The following is a 17,372-nucleotide window of genomic DNA, read 5'->3' as shown; positions in this document are numbered from 1 at the left end:
ATAAAATCATTATACAGAAGTACCCTGACAACATTATGTCAGGATTGAAAAATAAATATAACTGGTTGCTGGGGTTTATGTTCGTTTATTTCTTGACCTAGAGTTAACTATAAGGAGTAACCTATTGTTAAAAGAGAATAATATCTCGAAATATAACTCAAAAGCTAGGTGAATGAATAATGAATATGGAAGAGTTTATTGAATTTTGCAAGAAAGGTAATCCGATTTCAGGTGTGGATCAAGAATTACATGGGCTTTTAACACAATGCAGCTATGATGCCCAAAAAATAACGATGAAATTGAACACATCCTATCATTCAAAAGAGGAGATAGTAGATATTTTTAGTGAGTTAACAGGATCGAAGGTTGATCCCTCTTTTATGTGCTTTCCACCGTTTTATACAGACTTTGGGAAAAATATCACGATCGGGAAGAATGTGTTTTTCAATACGGGTTGTTCCTTCCAAGATAGAGGAGGCATTACGATCGGTGACGGTACATTGATCGGCATGAATGTTACGATTGCCACACTTAATCATGGGCTATCCTTAGAATCTAGAAGCACGACATATCCATCTCCCGTTACGATTGGCGAAAATGTATGGATTGGTTCTAGCGCAACCATACTTCCTGGTGTTCATATTGGAAATAACGCCGTTGTCGCAGCAGGAGCAGTGGTGACTAAGGATGTTCCGGAGGATAGTGTGGTGGCGGGAGTGCCGGCGAAAGTTGTGAAGAGGGTGGATAGTGAAGGGGAGTGACACAGAGAAAAGTAAGTTCTCTGTGTTTTCTCTGTTTATACATATGGTTTTCGATTGTAGATTTATGATATGGTGGTGTTATTCACTTAAACGAACAAGGCAGGATCAGAAGAGAGGAGTATTTACTTGAACAATTTGAGCAATGAAAAAATACCAGCACAAGCAATTCAAGCATTAAAAATCGTAGAGGAGTTATTTGGAAGTTCAATAATCGGAGTATATCTATATGGTTCAGCAGTAAAAGGTGGCTTACGCATTAACAGTGATGTCGATGTCCTCGTGATAGTGAATAACCATTTACCTGAAGTAACTCGAAAGAAACTAATTGATAGACTAATGCTTATTTCTGGAAAGATAGGAAATAAAGATTCTTTGAGACCACTTGAACTCACGGTTATAAATCACAGTGATGTTATGCCTTGGCAATATCCACCAAAGAAAGAAATTGTCTATGGTGAGTGGCTTAGGGATGATTTTGAGAATGGTCAAATTAAGGATCCAGGCTATGATCCTGATTTGGCTATTGTTTTAGCACAAGCAAGAAAGAATAGTATTTCTCTATTTGGTCCTGATGCTTCAGATATACTTGCTCCCGTGCCTATGACAGATATTCGAGAGGCGATTAAGGATTCTTACCCAGAGTTGATGGAGGGTATTAAAGGTGATGAGCGTAATGTAATTTTGACCCTAGCTCGAATGTGGCAAACAATGACTACAGGTAAAATTTCTCCAAAAGATGTGGCTGCAGAATGGGCGATTCCCCTTTTACCTAAAGAGCATGCGACTTTAGTCGACATAGCAAGAAAAGCCTATCGAGGAGAGTGTATGGATAATTGGGAGGGACTAGAGAGTGAAGTAATAGCACTCATTAATTATATAAAAAATGCTATGAAATCTTATTTTTGTATCTGAAATGACCATTGTTATTCGGCTAAAACTTCCCGTTAGAATACAAGCAACACGAGTTAACTATCTATTATCATTTCGGTAACATAATCCTACTAAATTCATCTATAAAGGCTTCGTAATGAAGTTGGATGGCAATTCGTGTTTTTCCTGTTTTACTTGTTGGTCGATAATCAATATAAGACATTCCTTTTGCTTCTCCGCCTTCAACCACATTTGCATCATAGTATATGTAATCAACAATAGTAGGATGATTAATAACCATAATAGTAAGAAGATCGTGAATAGGCGCTCCGGAAATACCTGGTACTGATTTTTTATAAAATTCGTAGTAATATTCAAAGACAGGAGCCATCATAAAGGCATAGATGTTTTTCTTATTTTTAGAAATGGCGTCCACGATATCTGGGGTGAGAATTGCAAATTGAGTGGCATTTAAAGGCGTGATGGTCAAGTTGTGTGCGAACTTAAGAATATAATTAGATGACGTTGGATCTCCATAGAAGTTTGCTTCAGCTAGTGCTGTAACATTACCTGGAACAAAGAATGCTCCACCCATTACATAGAGGGAAGCCACCATTTTTAAATGGTCTGGAAATAGGATAAATGCCATGGCAAGGGTGGTAGAACGCCCTGTGTCTACAATGATAAGCTCATCTCTATATTTTTCTATAATATAACGAATCGTATCAAAAGGATATGTTTGGTATTGCATATTACTAGGAGGATGTATCGGACCGATTCCATCACCGTGAATTTCGGGGTAAAACGTCACATCTTCCTGTTGCACCGGCTGAGAAGCACCAGGGATAATCGGAATGTCATTTCTCCCTGCTAACTGTACTAAATAAGCAGCATTAGCTGTAGCCTGTTCTTTTGTCACATTCCCATAACTAGTGACGATACCAACAAGCTCGATGTCAGGATTCAGCATGGTGTACATAATCGCTAAAGAATCATCAATTCCGGGATCACAAAATAATAGAATTTTTTTCGTTATAAGAGCCTCCTCCTTTCTGTTATATATTTATTCCAAAATTCATAAATCATGCACACGTATGACTTCTTCAACACCAGCTGCTTAAAGGACAATAAGCTGATGGGGAAACGTTAAGTACCAAAATAAAAAATGTCTTGTCAAAAATGGTACTTAAACCACAATTAAGTACCGAAACGAATAACCACACGACTAAAAGTGGCACTTATAACGATGATAAGTGCCAAAATCAAAGCTGAATTTAGCCAATTTGGTCTTTAACTTGAGAAGGAATTATTATTAAGGAGTGTAGCGAATGACACTTAATGTTCGGTTAGCAACGAAACGGGATGCTGAAGATCTTTCCCAATTTCCCCTTAATACATAAAAAGAAATTGGGATTTCTATGTGCTTAACGTTGTAAATCGCATTTTCTGACGCTCCCGTGTAGGCAAAACGATCAAACTACTGAATCACCCTTGATTGAAGTCTGTTTTAAAAGGTAAGGATATTTGTGATAACATAATTATAAAAAGCCTTTGTTTTTGGAGGAGGGTCATATGAGCTTGATAGCACAGCACCCATATATAAAAATAGAAAGAAAAGTGACAAGTATTGAACAGTTTCATATTGAACATGACCGAATCATTTACTTATATAGCGATAAGGTCGTTACACACAATAGAGAGTTTCCGATTAAGGATGTGATGGATTTTTCTTATCGAGAAATTGCAAATAAAGGTGGTATTCTCTATTTGCATACGCTACAAGGTGTATATACGTATACCGTGAGATCTTCACCAGAAGCGTTCATCACAGCATATAGAGCATATTTTAAGTAAAGTAACCTTTCTGAGAACGCAATGAAACATGCTAAAGAAAGTAATAAAGATAAAGGGCTAGATATAAAATATCGTAACTCCATTTACAATGATAATTCTTTAAATTAATTAAACCATTAGGAGCTCTTTAAGAAGGCTCTTCTTTTTTTAAAAGAAAGAAACTTCTTTAAAAAATTGCAAACCTCAAAATCCCATAAATAAAAGTCAATCACAAGGTTAAGTACCAGAATAAAAAAATCCTTTGTCAAAATAGTACTTAAACCACAATTAAGTACCAAAACCAATAACCACACGATCAAAAATGACACTTATAACGATGATAAGTGCCAAAATCAAAACTAGATCTAATAAACTTGGTATCATGTTACAATAGGTGATAAAAAATTATATTAAATTGCAATTTTTACCCATATATTCATAAGATAACTGTTGGTCACAGAGGAAATTTGGTGATATCCCCTGCGTTAAGTTAGAGAACTAATAGAAATGAAGCAAGCTCCTAGATCGGTGTATGAATTATGTCTATTATCGGAAATTGAAACAAATGGTGAAGAGTTGTAATGTAAAAGCCGATAAGTATAAATGCTTGTCGGCTTATTTATATTGATTGTGGAAAAGAAACACATTCATACGATTGAAGTGAGGTGGCCCACAATCTTTTGACATGCATGTTCTACAATGGAGCTGAAATTCTTGATTGGATTAAGAATTACAAATGTATTCATTTTTATTACGGCGAAACGCAGCGATATGAAGGACATAATCCAGATGGTGATAAAAAATAATGAATAGAAGGCTTCAAAGGGACTGTTTCTGAATCTCGATTAAATGAGCATAGTTTTATTTTTAAGAGCTACTTTTACTACGTTAGTCTGCCCCCTTAGATCAACAAGACCGCCATATCAACGATCTTGTTGTTATATTATCCATTCATGGAACAAGAATAAAACTAGCATCGTATACATTTTTGGAAGCTTTTGGCTATGAGGGCGGAAAGGGAATAAGTAGTGATTATTTCAATTCTAAATCCCATCGTTCTTCTACAATTGGCTGTCCCCACAATAATTGTTCTTCTTTTGTTTCAGTTATTTTGAAACCAAATTTTCCATATAATCGTCTTGCTATCGGCAAACTACTCACAGTCCATAAATACACTCGTTCGTATTGTTGTTCTTTGCAGTAATCAAGTAGTGCTCGCACCAATTGTGTGCCTACTCCTTTTCCGCGAATGGACGACTCAACAATGAACCACCTTAACATAGCAGTTTTTTCATTTTCTTCGACTAATCCAATACAACCTGCAAATTTCCCGTTATCTTCTGCAATCCAAATTTTCTCAATTTTTGCATTAAAGGTCTCGTGAAGATAATCTAGAAATGTTTCATCAAATCCATGGTTAGCTGTATAAAAAGCTCTTTGCTTTTCAATGATAATATCTTTTTTATCTTCAACAGTATAATCGTCTCTAATGGAAATGTTCGCTTCATTTTGATCAAAGCATTCCGACAAGATGCCTTCAATTCTACTCATTGATTCGATGAGCTTTTGTTGTTTATCACTATCTAAATCTGTTAAAAGAAATTCAATTTGTTGATTCGCTTTTTTTTCTAAATCTCTGTAAATATTTTTTCCCTTTTCAGTTAAGTGAATAAAATAAGTACGACCATCTTCCTCCCATTTCTGTTTGTAGATCATATTTTGTTCTTCGTAACGTTTCAATATTCTACTCACATACCCACGATCCAACCCCAGTTCTTCTTGCAATAACTTTGCTGTACAGTTACTTAGACTATTAATTTCAAATAAAATCCGAGTTTCTGTTAAAGAAAAAGGACTACCATACACCTGTTGGTTGAGTAAACCGAGAACATTGGTATAAAAACGATTAAACTGTCTAACTTTAGATACGCTTGAAACTGTCGGTTGCGTCACAACTTAACAACTCCTTTAAATTAAAAATGATTGACTTTGTCAACTATATAAAAAAGTATAAAACAAGTTAATTGCCAAAGTCAACTATTTTCTAATCCTACAATCGACTCAGCTTTATAAGCTACAAGGTACCAGATGCGTTCATCACAGCATATTTAAGTAATGATTGCATTAAGAAGAGCGCAGAGCGTCTATTTTCTTATTAAGCATTACCAGTTAATAAGTTTGGTAATTGCATTGAGTAAGGCTATCTTGAAACCGAGTCTTCATGATAAGGGCGCTTTTCTTTAGTGAGAAGCCGTCTTTTTTGTATTCTCCTACACAAAAGATTGTAAATGACTATAGGTAGCAGGAGTTCAACTACGATTATCAAATGATCGTCTTGTATCATGGCATAAATCTAAAACGAAATGATGGAATATTAGGTTAAAATAGTGTGAGATGTAATGTGCTAACGGGCAGTTTATTTAACAAGAGGTCCTTTTTATAGCTCCAAAGAATATACATGTAACAATAATTGTAAATGGGGGATGTAATGGAGCTTAAAGTGAGGGTATATTTAAGTGTTGGTTGGATAACTTTGTTTCTAATGGGTATTGACTTATTTGTAGTATCTCCGTTACTACCGTTCATTTCAGAAGCTTATAATATAAGTTCAGCGATGACTGGATGGATGGTAACAGTTTTTGCTGTCACGTATGCTTTTTTTGCTCCTTTTTTCGGGTGGCTCTCAGATAAAAATGGACGGAGAGCATTAATTACATTTGGCTTAGTGTTGTTCGTCATTTCTAACGTACTAACTGCTTTTGCTCCTTCATTTTTTTGGTTAATTGTTAGTCGTATTTTAGCTGGTTTATCCGTTGCTTCAATTACTCCTTTGATATATGCAATCATTGGAGATATTGCACCACCAAACCGGACAGGGACATGGCTTTCGATTGTTGTTTCAGGGCACTTAACAGCCCTTTGGGCAGGAGCTCCATTTGGTACGTTATTAGAGCATTTTCTTGGTTGGCGTTCAGTATTTGTTGTAATGGCTATTATAGGAGCTATATTGGCGGTAGTAAATTATAATATATGGAAATATATTTCCAAAAATAATTCGGCAAGGAATCTATTAACAGGAAATCTGCTAAGAATGCTTGGTTCAGTAAGTGTTACAACTATTTGGGCTATTTCAATGTATGCTCTATATGTTTACTTAGGTGCAGCTCTTTATTCCGAAAATAGATTCTCATCATCAGAAATCGCTTTAGCTACTACTTTTTATGGGATCGGTGCTGTTATAGGAAGTCTTATAAGTGGTCAACTAACAGATAGATTTGGAGAAAGGAAGATTTCGAAAGTTACGCTCATTTTCTTGACCCTAATTTTCGTTTGTTTAGGTATCTTCTTCACATCAGGTGATTGGATCTATTTCTTCTTGTTTATGTGGGCTTTAGTTGGGTATGCAGGATTTACATCATACCAAGCAAGATTAGCAGTTGAATATTCAAATGACCGAGGAATTGTTATGGCTTGGAATAATACGGCTTTGTATATTGGTATAACTCTTGGTTCTATGATTGGTGGTTTTGTCATTTCTAATTGGGGATACTCTTTCCTCCCGTATGTTTGTAGCGTTGCAGCAATCATTAGTTTTATCCTTAGTACCCAAAAAGTCCAAGAAACCAAAAAAGAATCAGCTTTTTCAGATACGTGACCAGGAAGGATATGTCATAAAAAAGGAGAGTAGTGTTCAGATCAAAATAGACAATTGAAATGTGAGGTCACAGCATGCAATTGAACGGATTGGTGCAGTAAACGAGGGTGTGCATCGAAAGTTATTTTAGGGAGTCTGTGTTTGACAGTGTAATTGCCAAAGAATGGGTGCTAGTGAAGAACAAATTTAAGTACCAGAATAAAAAAGTCCTTTGTCAAAATAGTACTTAAACCACAATTAAGTACCAAAAATAATTACCATACGACTAAAAGTGACACTTATAACGATGATAAGTGCCAAAATCAAGACTAGATCTAATAAACTTGGTACTTAATAGCTCATAAAACCCAAATCAAAAGGTAACTCCAATTTATGTTCAGGGATAATAGGATCATCATCGTATGGAGAAGTAACTTCATGATTTAAAAAGGTATATTCTTCATCTAATTTCATTTTCTTACTTTAGAATGAGGGTGGCTACACGATAAAAGGGAGACAGACGTTCTATAGCCTAAAGATTGATGGGAATATTCAATTAAGTATATCTTTTTCTTCTACCCATAAAATCTACTTTAATATTTCCTCATTTCGTGTGTAGTTTCTTGGTACTTTATAATAGAAAATGTCCAAAGTAATTGACATATTTGTTGTGGTTGTTATAATATTAATGTCCAATATACTTGACATAGGTGATACTGTTGAAAAATAAAATTAAAGCAATACGTAAGAAACTGGGGTTAACACAAGAGCAACTTGCTAAGGAGTGTGGAGTTGTTAGACAGACGATAAATTGTATCGAGAATGATAAATATGACCCCACATTGGAGCTGGCTTTCAAATTATCACAAACATTAAAAGTAAAGGTGGATGAATTGTTTATTTATGAGTAAATTTCATTCAAATTACATGATCACAATGAAAGATATAGTAAGAGAAGGAAACGAAATCCTACATCGACCAACACAAGAAGTACTGGTACCTCCATCTGATGAAGATAAGGTAACATTAATTTGTATGATGAATTTCTTGAAAAATAGTCAAGATCCCGTTCTATCCAAAAAATATAAATTACGTGCAGGAGTAGGCTTATCAGCGAATCAGATTGGTTTGAATAAGCGTATGTTCGTAGCTTATTTGAGAGATGAGAAAGGTACAGAGCATGAATATATCCTTATTAATCCGAAAATAATCAGCCATTCTGTTTCTATGATTTATTTGCCACCAAGCGAAGGCTGCCTCTCTGTTGACCGGGATATAAAAGGGCTTATCCCAAGGTATGAGCGGATTAAAGTGAAAGGGTTTAATTTAGAGGGAGAAGAAATAGTGTTAAAACTTAAAGGCTATTCCTCTATTGTTATTCAGCATGAAATAGATCACCTAGATGGAATTATGTTTTATGATCGTATTGATACAGAAAATCCTTTTAAACTACCAGAAAACTGTAAAAGTTTATACTGAAATCTATATACATTAGGTTGACTTTCAAATGAGCTGTTGTTACGACAGCTCATTTTAATTTAATCCAACTTTTTTCCAGATTGTAGATTAAAACCACCACGTCTTGTGGCAACGTCTGTATGAACAACATTAGTCAATACCATTCTAGTAACCAATCTTCTTCCATCACTATATAATTTTCCATCACGTTCCAAGCATGAAATGACAAATGTAACTACCGACGGGGAATAGGTATGGCGATAATGAAGGTAACAAGAAATGAAAGGGTGAACAATATGACGATTGCATCTATGCAAGGTGTTATTAAAAGGTATGGCTCTCATGTTGTCCTAGATTATATAGACTTAGATATCCAAGAAGGAGAAATTATTGGTCTGCTTGGTCCTAATGGGGCAGGTAAAACAACGTTAATCCAAACATTAACTGGAATGATTCCTTTCGATCGTGGGAAGATAGAGCTTTTCGGGAATTCGAAAAATCCATTCTCTAATCAAAATAAAGAAAGAATCGGACTTGTAACACAGGAGATTACGATATTTGAGGAATTAACAGCAAAGGAAAACTTGCAATTCTTTGCAGGTGTCTATGGGCTAAAAAGGCAAGAAAAAAAGAAAAGAGTAGAAGAAGCGTTGGAGTTTGTTGGTTTAGCAGATAAGGGGAATAAAGTACCAGCTAGATTTTCTGGAGGAATGAAGCGTAGGTTAAATATTGCTTGTGCACTAACACATCGGCCGAGATTTCTAATCATGGATGAACCCACTGTTGGAATTGATCCACAGTCAAGAAATTATATTTTAGAAGCAGTGAAAAAATTAAGAGAAAATGGTACGACTATTTTATATACGACCCACTATATGGAGGAGGTTCAAGCAATTGCTTCTAGCGTAACGATTATGGATCAAGGCCAAATCATAAAGAATGGTACGGTTGAGGAATTAATTCAAACAGTACAGCATGAAGAAAAAGTGAGGATTGACGTTACCGATCCTGACAGTGTCCCAGTGAATAGTCTGGAAAAGATTGCTGGGGTAAAGAAGGCTATCGTAGCTGGAAGCCAAATCATCATTATTTCAACATTTGGATCTGGCAATTTAGATCGAATCATCACACTTGTGAAGGAACATGCTGGAGTGCTTGGCATTCAAGCTGATAAACCAAACTTAGAGGATGTCTTTTTAACTTTAACGGGTAAGCAGCTAAGGGATAAGGAGGAGGAGTAATGAGAGTACTTTCAACAGTCAAATTTACTGTACTTAGAATGGCCAGGAACTATATTGTTTTGTTATTGCTTCTTGTCATTCCTATTATTCTCATCACGATTTTTTCATTTATTCTATCAGAATCTGTCACAGAAACAGGAGTGCCTTATCATTATCAAAATGCACTGACGATGGTGCTTGTGTTTCAGCTTTTTGCAGGTGCGATTGTCATGTATTTAATCGATCATGATTTATTTAAAGAAAACAGAATGAGAATATACACCTTACCCTTTAACCAAAGAATGTATGCTTTTTCGATCATGATATGTGGGGCTGGATATTCGATTTTACTTGGTGTTTTATTAATGATTTATACACAATTTGTTTTAGGCATCATTTGGGCTAATTGGGCATGGATGATTTATATCATTTCCTTAATGGCCATTTTATCGATCATTGTTTGTCTGATCTTCACCTTTTCTGTGAAAAAATATAAAATCGCGGAACGATTAAGTGAATTGTATGGTGTTGGATTTGTCGTCTTGGCAGGATTATTTTTTCCAATGCCTGAGAATATCTTTTTTGATTTTTTTGGAACGTATGGTAATCCACTAACCTTATCGATCATGTCAATTAATGAGATGGGCCAATCGAATACGGGAAAAGCGTGGTTTCAAGCGAATATCCTTTTAGTGGCGATCGTCCTCTTATTTATTGTGATGCTCAATCTAGGGAGGAGGAGAAAGTTGTGACTATTTTTCGTTTTGCTTTAAAAAGAGTTTTTGGTAATACGACCAATTTAATTTTTCTTACTATTTTTCCGATAGCTTGTATTTTTTTACCTAAAGGAGAGGGGTGGCCATTTCTTCCTTATGGTTATCAGTATTTTGGAATTTTAATTTTGTTTATCGGCATTCGTTTAGCCACCATTATTTTAGAGGATCGAGGAAAAGGTGTGGTTAAACGACTAGCGGTAGCACCAGTTAGCCATTTCCAATATTTAAGTCAAAATTTATTAGCTTACTCAGTTATCCTTATCCTACAATGTGCCATTGTTGTATATGGTGGCATTCTTTTTGGCCAAGAGCTATACCAGCCAAGCAGGCTCTTTTTGCTTTTTGTATCGTTTTGCTTTGCTTCACTGGCGATTGCTCTGGCATGGATTTCTTTTTATCGAAGGAAAGATACCTCCTTTCTCCTTTATATGTCCCTCATCTTTTTAATCGTAGTACTAGGAGGGCTAATAATACCGATAGAGATATTTCCAGATTTGCTAAAACGAATCGCTGTTATCTTTCCAACCTATTGGCTTGCGGAAGGGCTGAATTGGATTGTTTTTGGAGAAAATATCCTCGATTTTCTACTGATTAATAGTGTACTATGGTTATATACCATCGTATGTATCATTATTGGAAGTACAAGAAAAATCTATTAGTAAAGGTGTGGGAAGGTTGAAGCAAAAGGAACCAATGCTATTTATAAACGGTTGGCGCTTTCTAACTATCGGCTTTCTCATACATTTATGGATTATTGGTGAATCTACGAATGGATCCTTTATCCTTATTCTTCTTTTACTAATTGTGACAAGTTTACGTTGGAGATTTGCTTTACCGATTTGGTTTGTTTTAGTGGATGTTTTTATTTGTTTTTTGTTCACCCCACATACAAATATTAGCTATTATGCTTTAGCACTGCCAATTTTTGAGCTAGCCCTTAAAGGCAAATGGCTATTATCTCTTCTTATCTTTATAAGTCTGTTTTTTGCGCAAGCAGCTTCTAGTCTATTATTTTGGTTTTATTTGCAGACCTTCTTCTTTGGTGTCTTTTCGTTCATCTCCTTAAAAAATCAAGTAGTATATAGACAGGAGGCAGATGAACAGCGAAAGGCTAGATATGAGCTAGAACGCATGAAGATAGATTTGTTGGAAGCGAATCAATCAGCTTCCCACCAAGCAAAACTAATGGAAAGGAACCGGATAGCTAGCGAGCTTCATGATCATTTAGGGCATGATTTAACAGGTGCATCCCTGGCTCTTCAAGCGTACGAGTATATTCAAGATTCGAGGGAAGCCGAGAAACTACTCCAGGAAGTGAAAAATCGTTTAAAGCGTAGTACGAAAAACTTAAGGGATACGGTTCATAATATGACTCCAACAACATGGATGGGTATTGAAAGCTTAGAAAATATCGCACACTATTTTCAACAGCTCGATATAAACCTTCAAAAATCTGGTGATATGCAAGCCGTTTCAGCTCATCAATGGGGGCTGTTAGAAGCTTGCTTAAAAGAGGCTTTGACAAATGTTGCTAGACATAGTAATGCCACAATAGTCGAGGTGGATTTACAAGTCACGGAATCGATTGTGCGCCTATTGATTCAGGATAATGGTTCGGTTGAAAAAAATAGCCACACTGGAAGTGGTTTAAGAAGCTTGCAAATACGTTCCCGCTCTATGGGAGGAAGCTTATCCATTAATCGAAAAAATGGATTTTTGCTTGTTTGTGTCATTCCTTTAGAAAAAGGAGGTTAACAGATGAAGCTTTTAATCGTCGATGATGATCAACTTGTTTGCCAAAGTTTAAAGCTATTACTTGGGAAAGAAGAAGATTTGGAGGTCGTTGATATAGCAGCAAATGGACAAGAAGCGATTGAAGTATGTCAACGAGAATTACCAGATGTCATTTTAATGGATATACAAATGCCAATAATGGATGGAATCAAAAGTACAAAGAGAATAAAAGACCAGTGGCCTTCTGTTCAAATTATGATGTTAACAACGTTTCAGGATGAGAAGAATATTAGACTTGCGTTAAAAGCAGGAGCAGAGGGATATTTAATAAAGTCAGCAGCGATTGAAAACATGGCCCAGCAAATCAGGGCATTAAGAGCAGGATCAACCGTCTTAGACGCAGATGTATTAAAAACAATTATGGAACCAGATCGAGAAGCGTTGGAAGGACTGACGCAAAGAGAAACAGATATTGTGGATTTAGTTGCTCAAGGACTTTCGAACAAGGAAATCGCCGGACAGCTATTCTTAAGCGTTGGAACTGTCCGAAATATGCTATCCGTTATTTTAGATAAATTAGAAATTCGTGATAGGACACAACTTGCCATTTATTATTGGCAAAGAAAGCAAGGATGAAAAAGTTAGATTTTTAATAGTTAGTAGAAATGAAAACTCTACTTGGTAAAACAAAAGCTGACTATGAAAGTCCAGTTTAACCCTTCCAGTCAGCCATACTTCGTTTACGCTACACCACGAAAAGAAGGTGCCTCCATATCCACAATCAATTTCCCTTCCCTATTTTTATTCCCTTTCCAGAAGAATAAAGCAGTAATGAAAACCGTCATAACGATACCACCTGTATGTGCCGCCTGATAGGATAAGCCAAATCCGAGATTGCTATCATATAAGATATACGTTAGCACCATATCTGTGATGAATAGTGCAGGGACAAGTGAAATCACATAGTTTTTCCTCTTTACAAAAAGATACATGGTACCAATCCAAAGGGCTAGTGCTGCTGTACCTTGATTGGCGAACGAGAAGTAGCGCCATAGAATGTTAAAATCGATCGTTGTTAACCAATAAGATACTACAAACATTGGGATGGCAATAACTAGCCGTTTTGCAAGCTTGGTTTGGCCTAGATTGATATAATCGGCAATGATATTACGTGCAGCACGAAATGCCGTATCGCCAGAAGTAATCGGTAGTACGACCGCACCTAAAACAGCAATGGTTCCACCAACTGCACCAAGTAGTGTCATCGAAACTTCATTGACGACAAGCGAAGCGGTACCTTCACTTATCAAACCTTGAAGCCCTTGACCATCAAATAAACTCATGGCAGCAGCTGCCCAAATCATCGCAATAATCCCTTCTGCCACCATCATCCCGTAGAAAATGTAACGTCCTTGTTTTTCATTTTGAGCGGTTCTAGAAATAAGTGGTGATTGAGTGGCATGGAATCCAGATAGAGCACCACAAGTAATCGTTAAGAATAAAATAGGGAAAATCGGCAAGTCGCCAGGATGCATATTAGCAAGAGTTAATTCTGGAATCTGATAGTCTGAGAAAACTAAGGCAACTCCCACGGCAATTGTACCAATGAGTAAGATTGCACCAAGAAACGGATAAATTCGGCCAATAATTTTATCAATTGGTAGAATAGTAGACAATATATAATAAGCAAAGATAGCGAGGATAATCACGATTAAAGCAACCTTGCCATCAATTAAATTATGCAATAACGATGCTGGTGTCGTGACAAATACGGTGCCGACAAGCAATAAAAGCAGTAACGCAAAGGCATTGACTAAATGACGGGAAATGTTCCCTAAAAATTTCCCAGCAAGCTCTGGAATATGTGCCCCTCGATTTCGAATAGAGATCATACCAGTTAAGTAGTCATGCACAGCTCCTGCAAAAATCGAGCCGAGAACTATCCACAAAAATGCTACAGGACCATATAAGGCACCCATAATCGGACCAAAAATCGGACCAGTTCCGGCAATGTTCAATAGTTGGATAAGTGCGTTTTTTTGTTTGTGCATTGGGACATAGTCTACACCGTCCTGGTTCGCGTAGGCAGGTGTCTGTCGCTTTTTATTCGGCTCAAATATTTTCTCCACATATTTTCCATAGGTGAAATAAGCAAGAACTAAGGCTGATATTGCTATTAAGAAAGTAATCATGTTCATCCCACTCCAAACTATTATTTGTAAACGATTACAAATAATTTTACAGAGGATTATTTAAAAATACAATCCTTTTTACAAAAAAGTAAACATTTCCAATTTTCTGAAAATGTAATGGTAGGAATTTATATATAGGAAAGAGTCGATCAGAGAGAAAATAGCTGATGATCACTATCTCCACTTACATTATAGCATATAAAAAATCGTAAATATAGACTGTTTATTGGTCTGTGCAGTTGCTACAATCATAGAGAATCTTATAGGTTAGGAGAGATGTGGAATGAGTGGTTTGGTTCTAGCTATTGATGAAATCGAAAAATCCCAGCACAAGCTCGTTGGTGGAAAAGGAGTGAATTTAGGAGAATTATCTAGAATCCAAGGAATACAAGTACCAGAAGGATTTTGCCTCACAACAGAGGCCTTTCAAAAAGCTATCGGACAAAAGGAAGGGATTCAAGCATTGTTGGAGCAACTTAGCCTGCTAACTGTTGAAGATCAAGAACAAATTGGTGAAGTCAGCAGGAAGCTCCGCCAAACCATTATCGAAATAGAAATTCCTCCAGAAATTAGAGAAGCAATAACTCACTATCTCACACAGTTTGGCGAGATGCATGCATATGCCGTTCGCTCTAGTGCAACGGCAGAGGATTTACCACATGCCTCTTTTGCCGGACAGCAGGACTCCTATTTGAACATTATCGGCAAAGAACACATCTTGAGCCATATTAGCAAATGCTGGGCATCCCTCTTTACCAATCGTGCTGTGATTTATCGGATGCAAAATGGATTTGATCATCAAAACGTGTACCTGTCTGTCATAGTTCAGCGGATGGTTTTTCCAAAAGCTTCTGGCATCTTATTTACCGCAGATCCGATTACATCAAATCGAAAGGTCACCTCGATCGATGCTAGCTTTGGACTTGGTGAAGCATTAGTATCAGGCATCGTTACGCCTGATTGCTATAAAGTACAGGATGATCAAATCGTCGAGAAAAGGATAGCAACTAAAGAATTAGCAATCCATACAAGAAAGGACGGTGGAACAGAAAGACAACAACTCGATCCAAACCGCCAAGTTTCTCCGACCCTTACGGAAAAGCAAATTTTACAATTGGCGCAAATCGGAAAGCAGATAGAACAACATTTTGGAGCTCCACAGGATATCGAATGGTGCTTGGTAGATCATGAATTTTATATCGTTCAGAGTCGGCCAATCACGACACTTTATCCGATCCCAGAAGTAGGTGAGATCGAAGAAAACCATTTTTATGTATCTGTCGGTCATCAACAAATGATGACAGCTGCTATGAAACCACTAGGATTGTCCTGTTTCTTGTTAACAACACCTGCACCGATGCATGTAGCAGGTGGAAGATTGTTTGTTGATATTACCCCTAGATTGGCTTCAGCTGAGGGCAGAGAAATGCTACTAAACACGCTAGGCCAGTCCGACCCACTTATAAAGGATGCCCTGATGACGATCATCGAGCGAGAAGGTTTACCTATTAAAGAAGAAGAGAGTCCCGATAAGCTATCACCTATAGGTTCTGAAGCCCCATTTGATAATGATCCAACTATCGTAACGGAATTGATGAAGCGAAACCAAACCTCTATGGAAGAGTTAAAACAAGTGATCCAAACAAAAGAAGGGTCAGACTTGTTCCATTTTATACTGGATGATATTCAGCGATTAAGGGAAATGTTATCAGATCCGCAAAGTATGGGTGTGCTTATGGCTGCAATGAATGCTGCCATGTGGATTAATGAAAAAATGCATAAGTGGCTAGGTGAAAAAAATGTAGCGGACACGCTCTCTCAATCTGTACCAAATAATATTACGTCAGAAATGGGCCTTGCACTATTAGATGTTGCCGATGTGATTCGGCCGTATCCCAACGTAATGGAATATTTACAAAAGGTGGAAGGAGAGGATAATTTTTTGGATGAGCTCCTTCAATTGGAAGGTGGGCAGGACACCAAAAACGCCATTTCTGCATTCCTTGAAAAGTATGGAATGCGATGTGCTGGAGAAATCGATTTAACGAAACCCCGCTGGAGCGAAAAACCTACAACACTTATTCCGTTGATTCTTAGTAATATCCAAAACTTTGAGCCCAATGCTAGTAAACAAAGATTTGAACAAGGCCGGCTAATAGCTTGGAAAAAGGAACAGGAGCTACTAGAGCGCTTGAAGCAGCTACCAGATGGGGAACAAAAGGCGAAGGAAACAAAGCAGAGGATCGACCTGATCCGAAATTTTAGCGGATATAGAGAATACCCAAAATACGGTATGGTTAATCGTTACTTTGTTTATAAGCAGGCATTGTTAAGAGAGGCAGAACGACTCATCCCATTAGGGGTGATTCATGAAAAAAGTGATATATACTATCTCACTTTTGATGAGCTTCGTGAAGTAATCCAAACGAAAAAGCTAGATTATCAGATCATCAACCAGCGCAGGGATGAGTATCATTTATATGAAAAGCTCACCCCGCCACGAGTGATGACGTCGGATGGTGAAATTATTGTAGGAAAATACAAACGAGAGGATTTGCCAGCAGATGCTATTGCCGGCTTACCCGTTTCAACCGGAACGATAGAGGGGCGTGCACGTGTGATTGTAGATTTAGAGGATGCTCATTTAGAAGAAGGAGATATATTAATTACGACCTTTACCGATCCAAGCTGGACCCCATTATTTGTATCAATAAAAGGTCTCGTTACCGAAGTTGGAGGTCTAATGACACATGGAGCAGTTATCGCACGGGAATATGGCTTGCCTGCAGTGGTTGGAGTAGAGAATGCGACCAAACAAATTAAAGACGGGCAGCGAATTCTTGTGAATGGGACAGAAGGGTATATACAAGTAATGTGATATTAATTAGAGGAGA

15 protein-coding genes are annotated in these 17,372 nt (G+C 37.1%); 12 read left to right on the top strand and 3 right to left on the bottom strand.

Annotation, left to right across the window (positions count from 1 at the left end; translation table 11 throughout):
- Nucleotides 1-179 precede the first annotated feature (179 nt).
- Together DLJ74_RS06520 and ant(9) are read left to right on the top strand one after the other, a co-directional pair.
- On the top strand, nucleotides 180-761 hold the full coding sequence (locus DLJ74_RS06520) for a DapH/DapD/GlmU-related protein (protein WP_109983826.1): 582 nt from the start codon (nucleotides 180-182) through the stop codon (nucleotides 759-761).
- 126 nt (nucleotides 762-887) lie between these two features.
- On the top strand, nucleotides 888-1,673 hold the full coding sequence (ant(9), locus tag DLJ74_RS06515; protein ID WP_054860975.1) for an aminoglycoside nucleotidyltransferase ANT(9): 786 nt from the start codon (nucleotides 888-890) through the stop codon (nucleotides 1,671-1,673).
- Between the two features lie 67 nt (nucleotides 1,674-1,740).
- On the opposite strand, the gene DLJ74_RS06510 is transcribed toward ant(9), so the two are convergent.
- Complete coding sequence (locus DLJ74_RS06510; RefSeq protein WP_109983825.1) at nucleotides 1,741-2,667, bottom strand: nucleoside hydrolase; 927 nt, start codon at nucleotides 2,665-2,667, stop codon at nucleotides 1,741-1,743.
- Between the two features lie 536 nt (nucleotides 2,668-3,203).
- On the opposite strand from DLJ74_RS06510, the gene DLJ74_RS06505 reads away from it, so the two are divergent.
- The gene (locus DLJ74_RS06505; protein ID WP_054860976.1) at nucleotides 3,204-3,485 is read left to right on the top strand and encodes a hypothetical protein; all 282 of its coding nucleotides are present in this window, start codon (nucleotides 3,204-3,206) and stop codon (nucleotides 3,483-3,485) included.
- 1,011 nt (nucleotides 3,486-4,496) lie between these two features.
- Here DLJ74_RS06505 and DLJ74_RS06500 read toward each other — a convergent pair.
- The gene (locus tag DLJ74_RS06500; RefSeq protein WP_109983824.1) at nucleotides 4,497-5,417 is read right to left on the bottom strand and encodes a bifunctional helix-turn-helix transcriptional regulator/GNAT family N-acetyltransferase; all 921 of its coding nucleotides are present in this window, start codon (nucleotides 5,415-5,417) and stop codon (nucleotides 4,497-4,499) included.
- A gap of 535 nt (nucleotides 5,418-5,952) precedes the next feature.
- Here DLJ74_RS06500 and DLJ74_RS06495 point away from each other — a divergent pair.
- From DLJ74_RS06495 to DLJ74_RS06460, 8 genes are all read left to right on the top strand, one after another.
- Complete coding sequence (locus DLJ74_RS06495; RefSeq protein ID WP_109983823.1) at nucleotides 5,953-7,119, top strand: MFS transporter; 1,167 nt, start codon at nucleotides 5,953-5,955, stop codon at nucleotides 7,117-7,119.
- A 698-nt stretch (nucleotides 7,120-7,817) separates the two neighbouring features.
- Nucleotides 7,818-8,009: a helix-turn-helix transcriptional regulator gene (locus DLJ74_RS06490; RefSeq protein ID WP_054788688.1), complete on the top strand. Its 192-nt coding sequence runs from the start codon at nucleotides 7,818-7,820 to the stop codon at nucleotides 8,007-8,009.
- Complete coding sequence (def, locus tag DLJ74_RS06485; RefSeq protein ID WP_109983822.1) at nucleotides 8,002-8,577, top strand: peptide deformylase; 576 nt, start codon at nucleotides 8,002-8,004, stop codon at nucleotides 8,575-8,577. The genes DLJ74_RS06490 and def overlap by 8 nt, the downstream gene beginning before the upstream one ends.
- A gap of 233 nt (nucleotides 8,578-8,810) precedes the next feature.
- Nucleotides 8,811-9,797 carry an ABC transporter ATP-binding protein gene (locus tag DLJ74_RS06480; RefSeq protein ID WP_342767724.1) on the top strand — a complete coding sequence of 329 codons (987 nt, stop codon included), beginning with the start codon at nucleotides 8,811-8,813 and terminating at the stop codon, nucleotides 9,795-9,797.
- The gene (locus tag DLJ74_RS06475) at nucleotides 9,797-10,528 is read left to right on the top strand and encodes a multidrug ABC transporter permease (protein WP_109983821.1); all 732 of its coding nucleotides are present in this window, start codon (nucleotides 9,797-9,799) and stop codon (nucleotides 10,526-10,528) included. Before DLJ74_RS06480 ends, DLJ74_RS06475 begins: the two co-directional genes overlap by 1 nt.
- Complete coding sequence (locus DLJ74_RS06470; protein ID WP_109983820.1) at nucleotides 10,525-11,211, top strand: ABC transporter permease; 687 nt, start codon at nucleotides 10,525-10,527, stop codon at nucleotides 11,209-11,211. Before DLJ74_RS06475 ends, DLJ74_RS06470 begins: the two co-directional genes overlap by 4 nt.
- A 16-nt stretch (nucleotides 11,212-11,227) precedes the next feature.
- Complete coding sequence (locus DLJ74_RS06465) at nucleotides 11,228-12,307, top strand: sensor histidine kinase (RefSeq protein ID WP_109983819.1); 1,080 nt, start codon at nucleotides 11,228-11,230, stop codon at nucleotides 12,305-12,307.
- Between the two features lie 3 nt (nucleotides 12,308-12,310).
- Complete coding sequence (locus DLJ74_RS06460) at nucleotides 12,311-12,922, top strand: response regulator (protein ID WP_054860982.1); 612 nt, start codon at nucleotides 12,311-12,313, stop codon at nucleotides 12,920-12,922.
- 104 nt (nucleotides 12,923-13,026) lie between these two features.
- Here DLJ74_RS06460 and DLJ74_RS06455 read toward each other — a convergent pair whose 3' ends face one another.
- The gene (locus DLJ74_RS06455; RefSeq protein WP_109983818.1) at nucleotides 13,027-14,478 is read right to left on the bottom strand and encodes a carbon starvation CstA family protein; all 1,452 of its coding nucleotides are present in this window, start codon (nucleotides 14,476-14,478) and stop codon (nucleotides 13,027-13,029) included.
- Between the two features lie 283 nt (nucleotides 14,479-14,761).
- Between DLJ74_RS06455 and ppsA the strand changes: the two genes are divergently transcribed.
- Entirely contained in the window at nucleotides 14,762-17,356 is a 2,595-nt protein-coding gene (ppsA, locus tag DLJ74_RS06450; protein ID WP_109983817.1) for a phosphoenolpyruvate synthase, read from the top strand.
- Nucleotides 17,357-17,372 lie beyond the last annotated feature (16 nt).

The sequence above is a fragment of the Gracilibacillus dipsosauri genome (assembly GCF_003176895.1).
Classification (GTDB): domain Bacteria; phylum Bacillota; class Bacilli; order Bacillales; family Amphibacillaceae; genus Gracilibacillus; species Gracilibacillus dipsosauri.
Note: the sequence above shows the minus strand (reverse complement) of the source record. Positions and strands in the feature narration are given on the sequence as shown.

Bases quoted from the DNA above. Each gene is read 5' to 3' on its own strand.
- DLJ74_RS06480 (WP_342767724.1), top strand. From the start codon at position 8,811: ATGGCGATAATGAAGGTAACAAGAAATGAAAGGGTGAACAATATGACG.
- DLJ74_RS06495 (WP_109983823.1), top strand. From the start codon at position 5,953: ATGGAGCTTAAAGTGAGGGTATATTTAAGTGTTGGTTGGATAACTTTG.
- DLJ74_RS06520 (WP_109983826.1), top strand. From the start codon at position 180: ATGAATATGGAAGAGTTTATTGAATTTTGCAAGAAAGGTAATCCGATT.
- def (WP_109983822.1), top strand. From the start codon at position 8,002: ATGAGTAAATTTCATTCAAATTACATGATCACAATGAAAGATATAGTA.
- DLJ74_RS06455 (WP_109983818.1), bottom strand. From the start codon at position 14,478: ATGATTACTTTCTTAATAGCAATATCAGCCTTAGTTCTTGCTTATTTC.
- ppsA (WP_109983817.1), top strand. From the start codon at position 14,762: ATGAGTGGTTTGGTTCTAGCTATTGATGAAATCGAAAAATCCCAGCAC.
- DLJ74_RS06505 (WP_054860976.1), top strand. From the start codon at position 3,204: ATGAGCTTGATAGCACAGCACCCATATATAAAAATAGAAAGAAAAGTG.
- DLJ74_RS06475 (WP_109983821.1), top strand. From the start codon at position 9,797: ATGAGAGTACTTTCAACAGTCAAATTTACTGTACTTAGAATGGCCAGG.
- DLJ74_RS06460 (WP_054860982.1), top strand. From the start codon at position 12,311: ATGAAGCTTTTAATCGTCGATGATGATCAACTTGTTTGCCAAAGTTTA.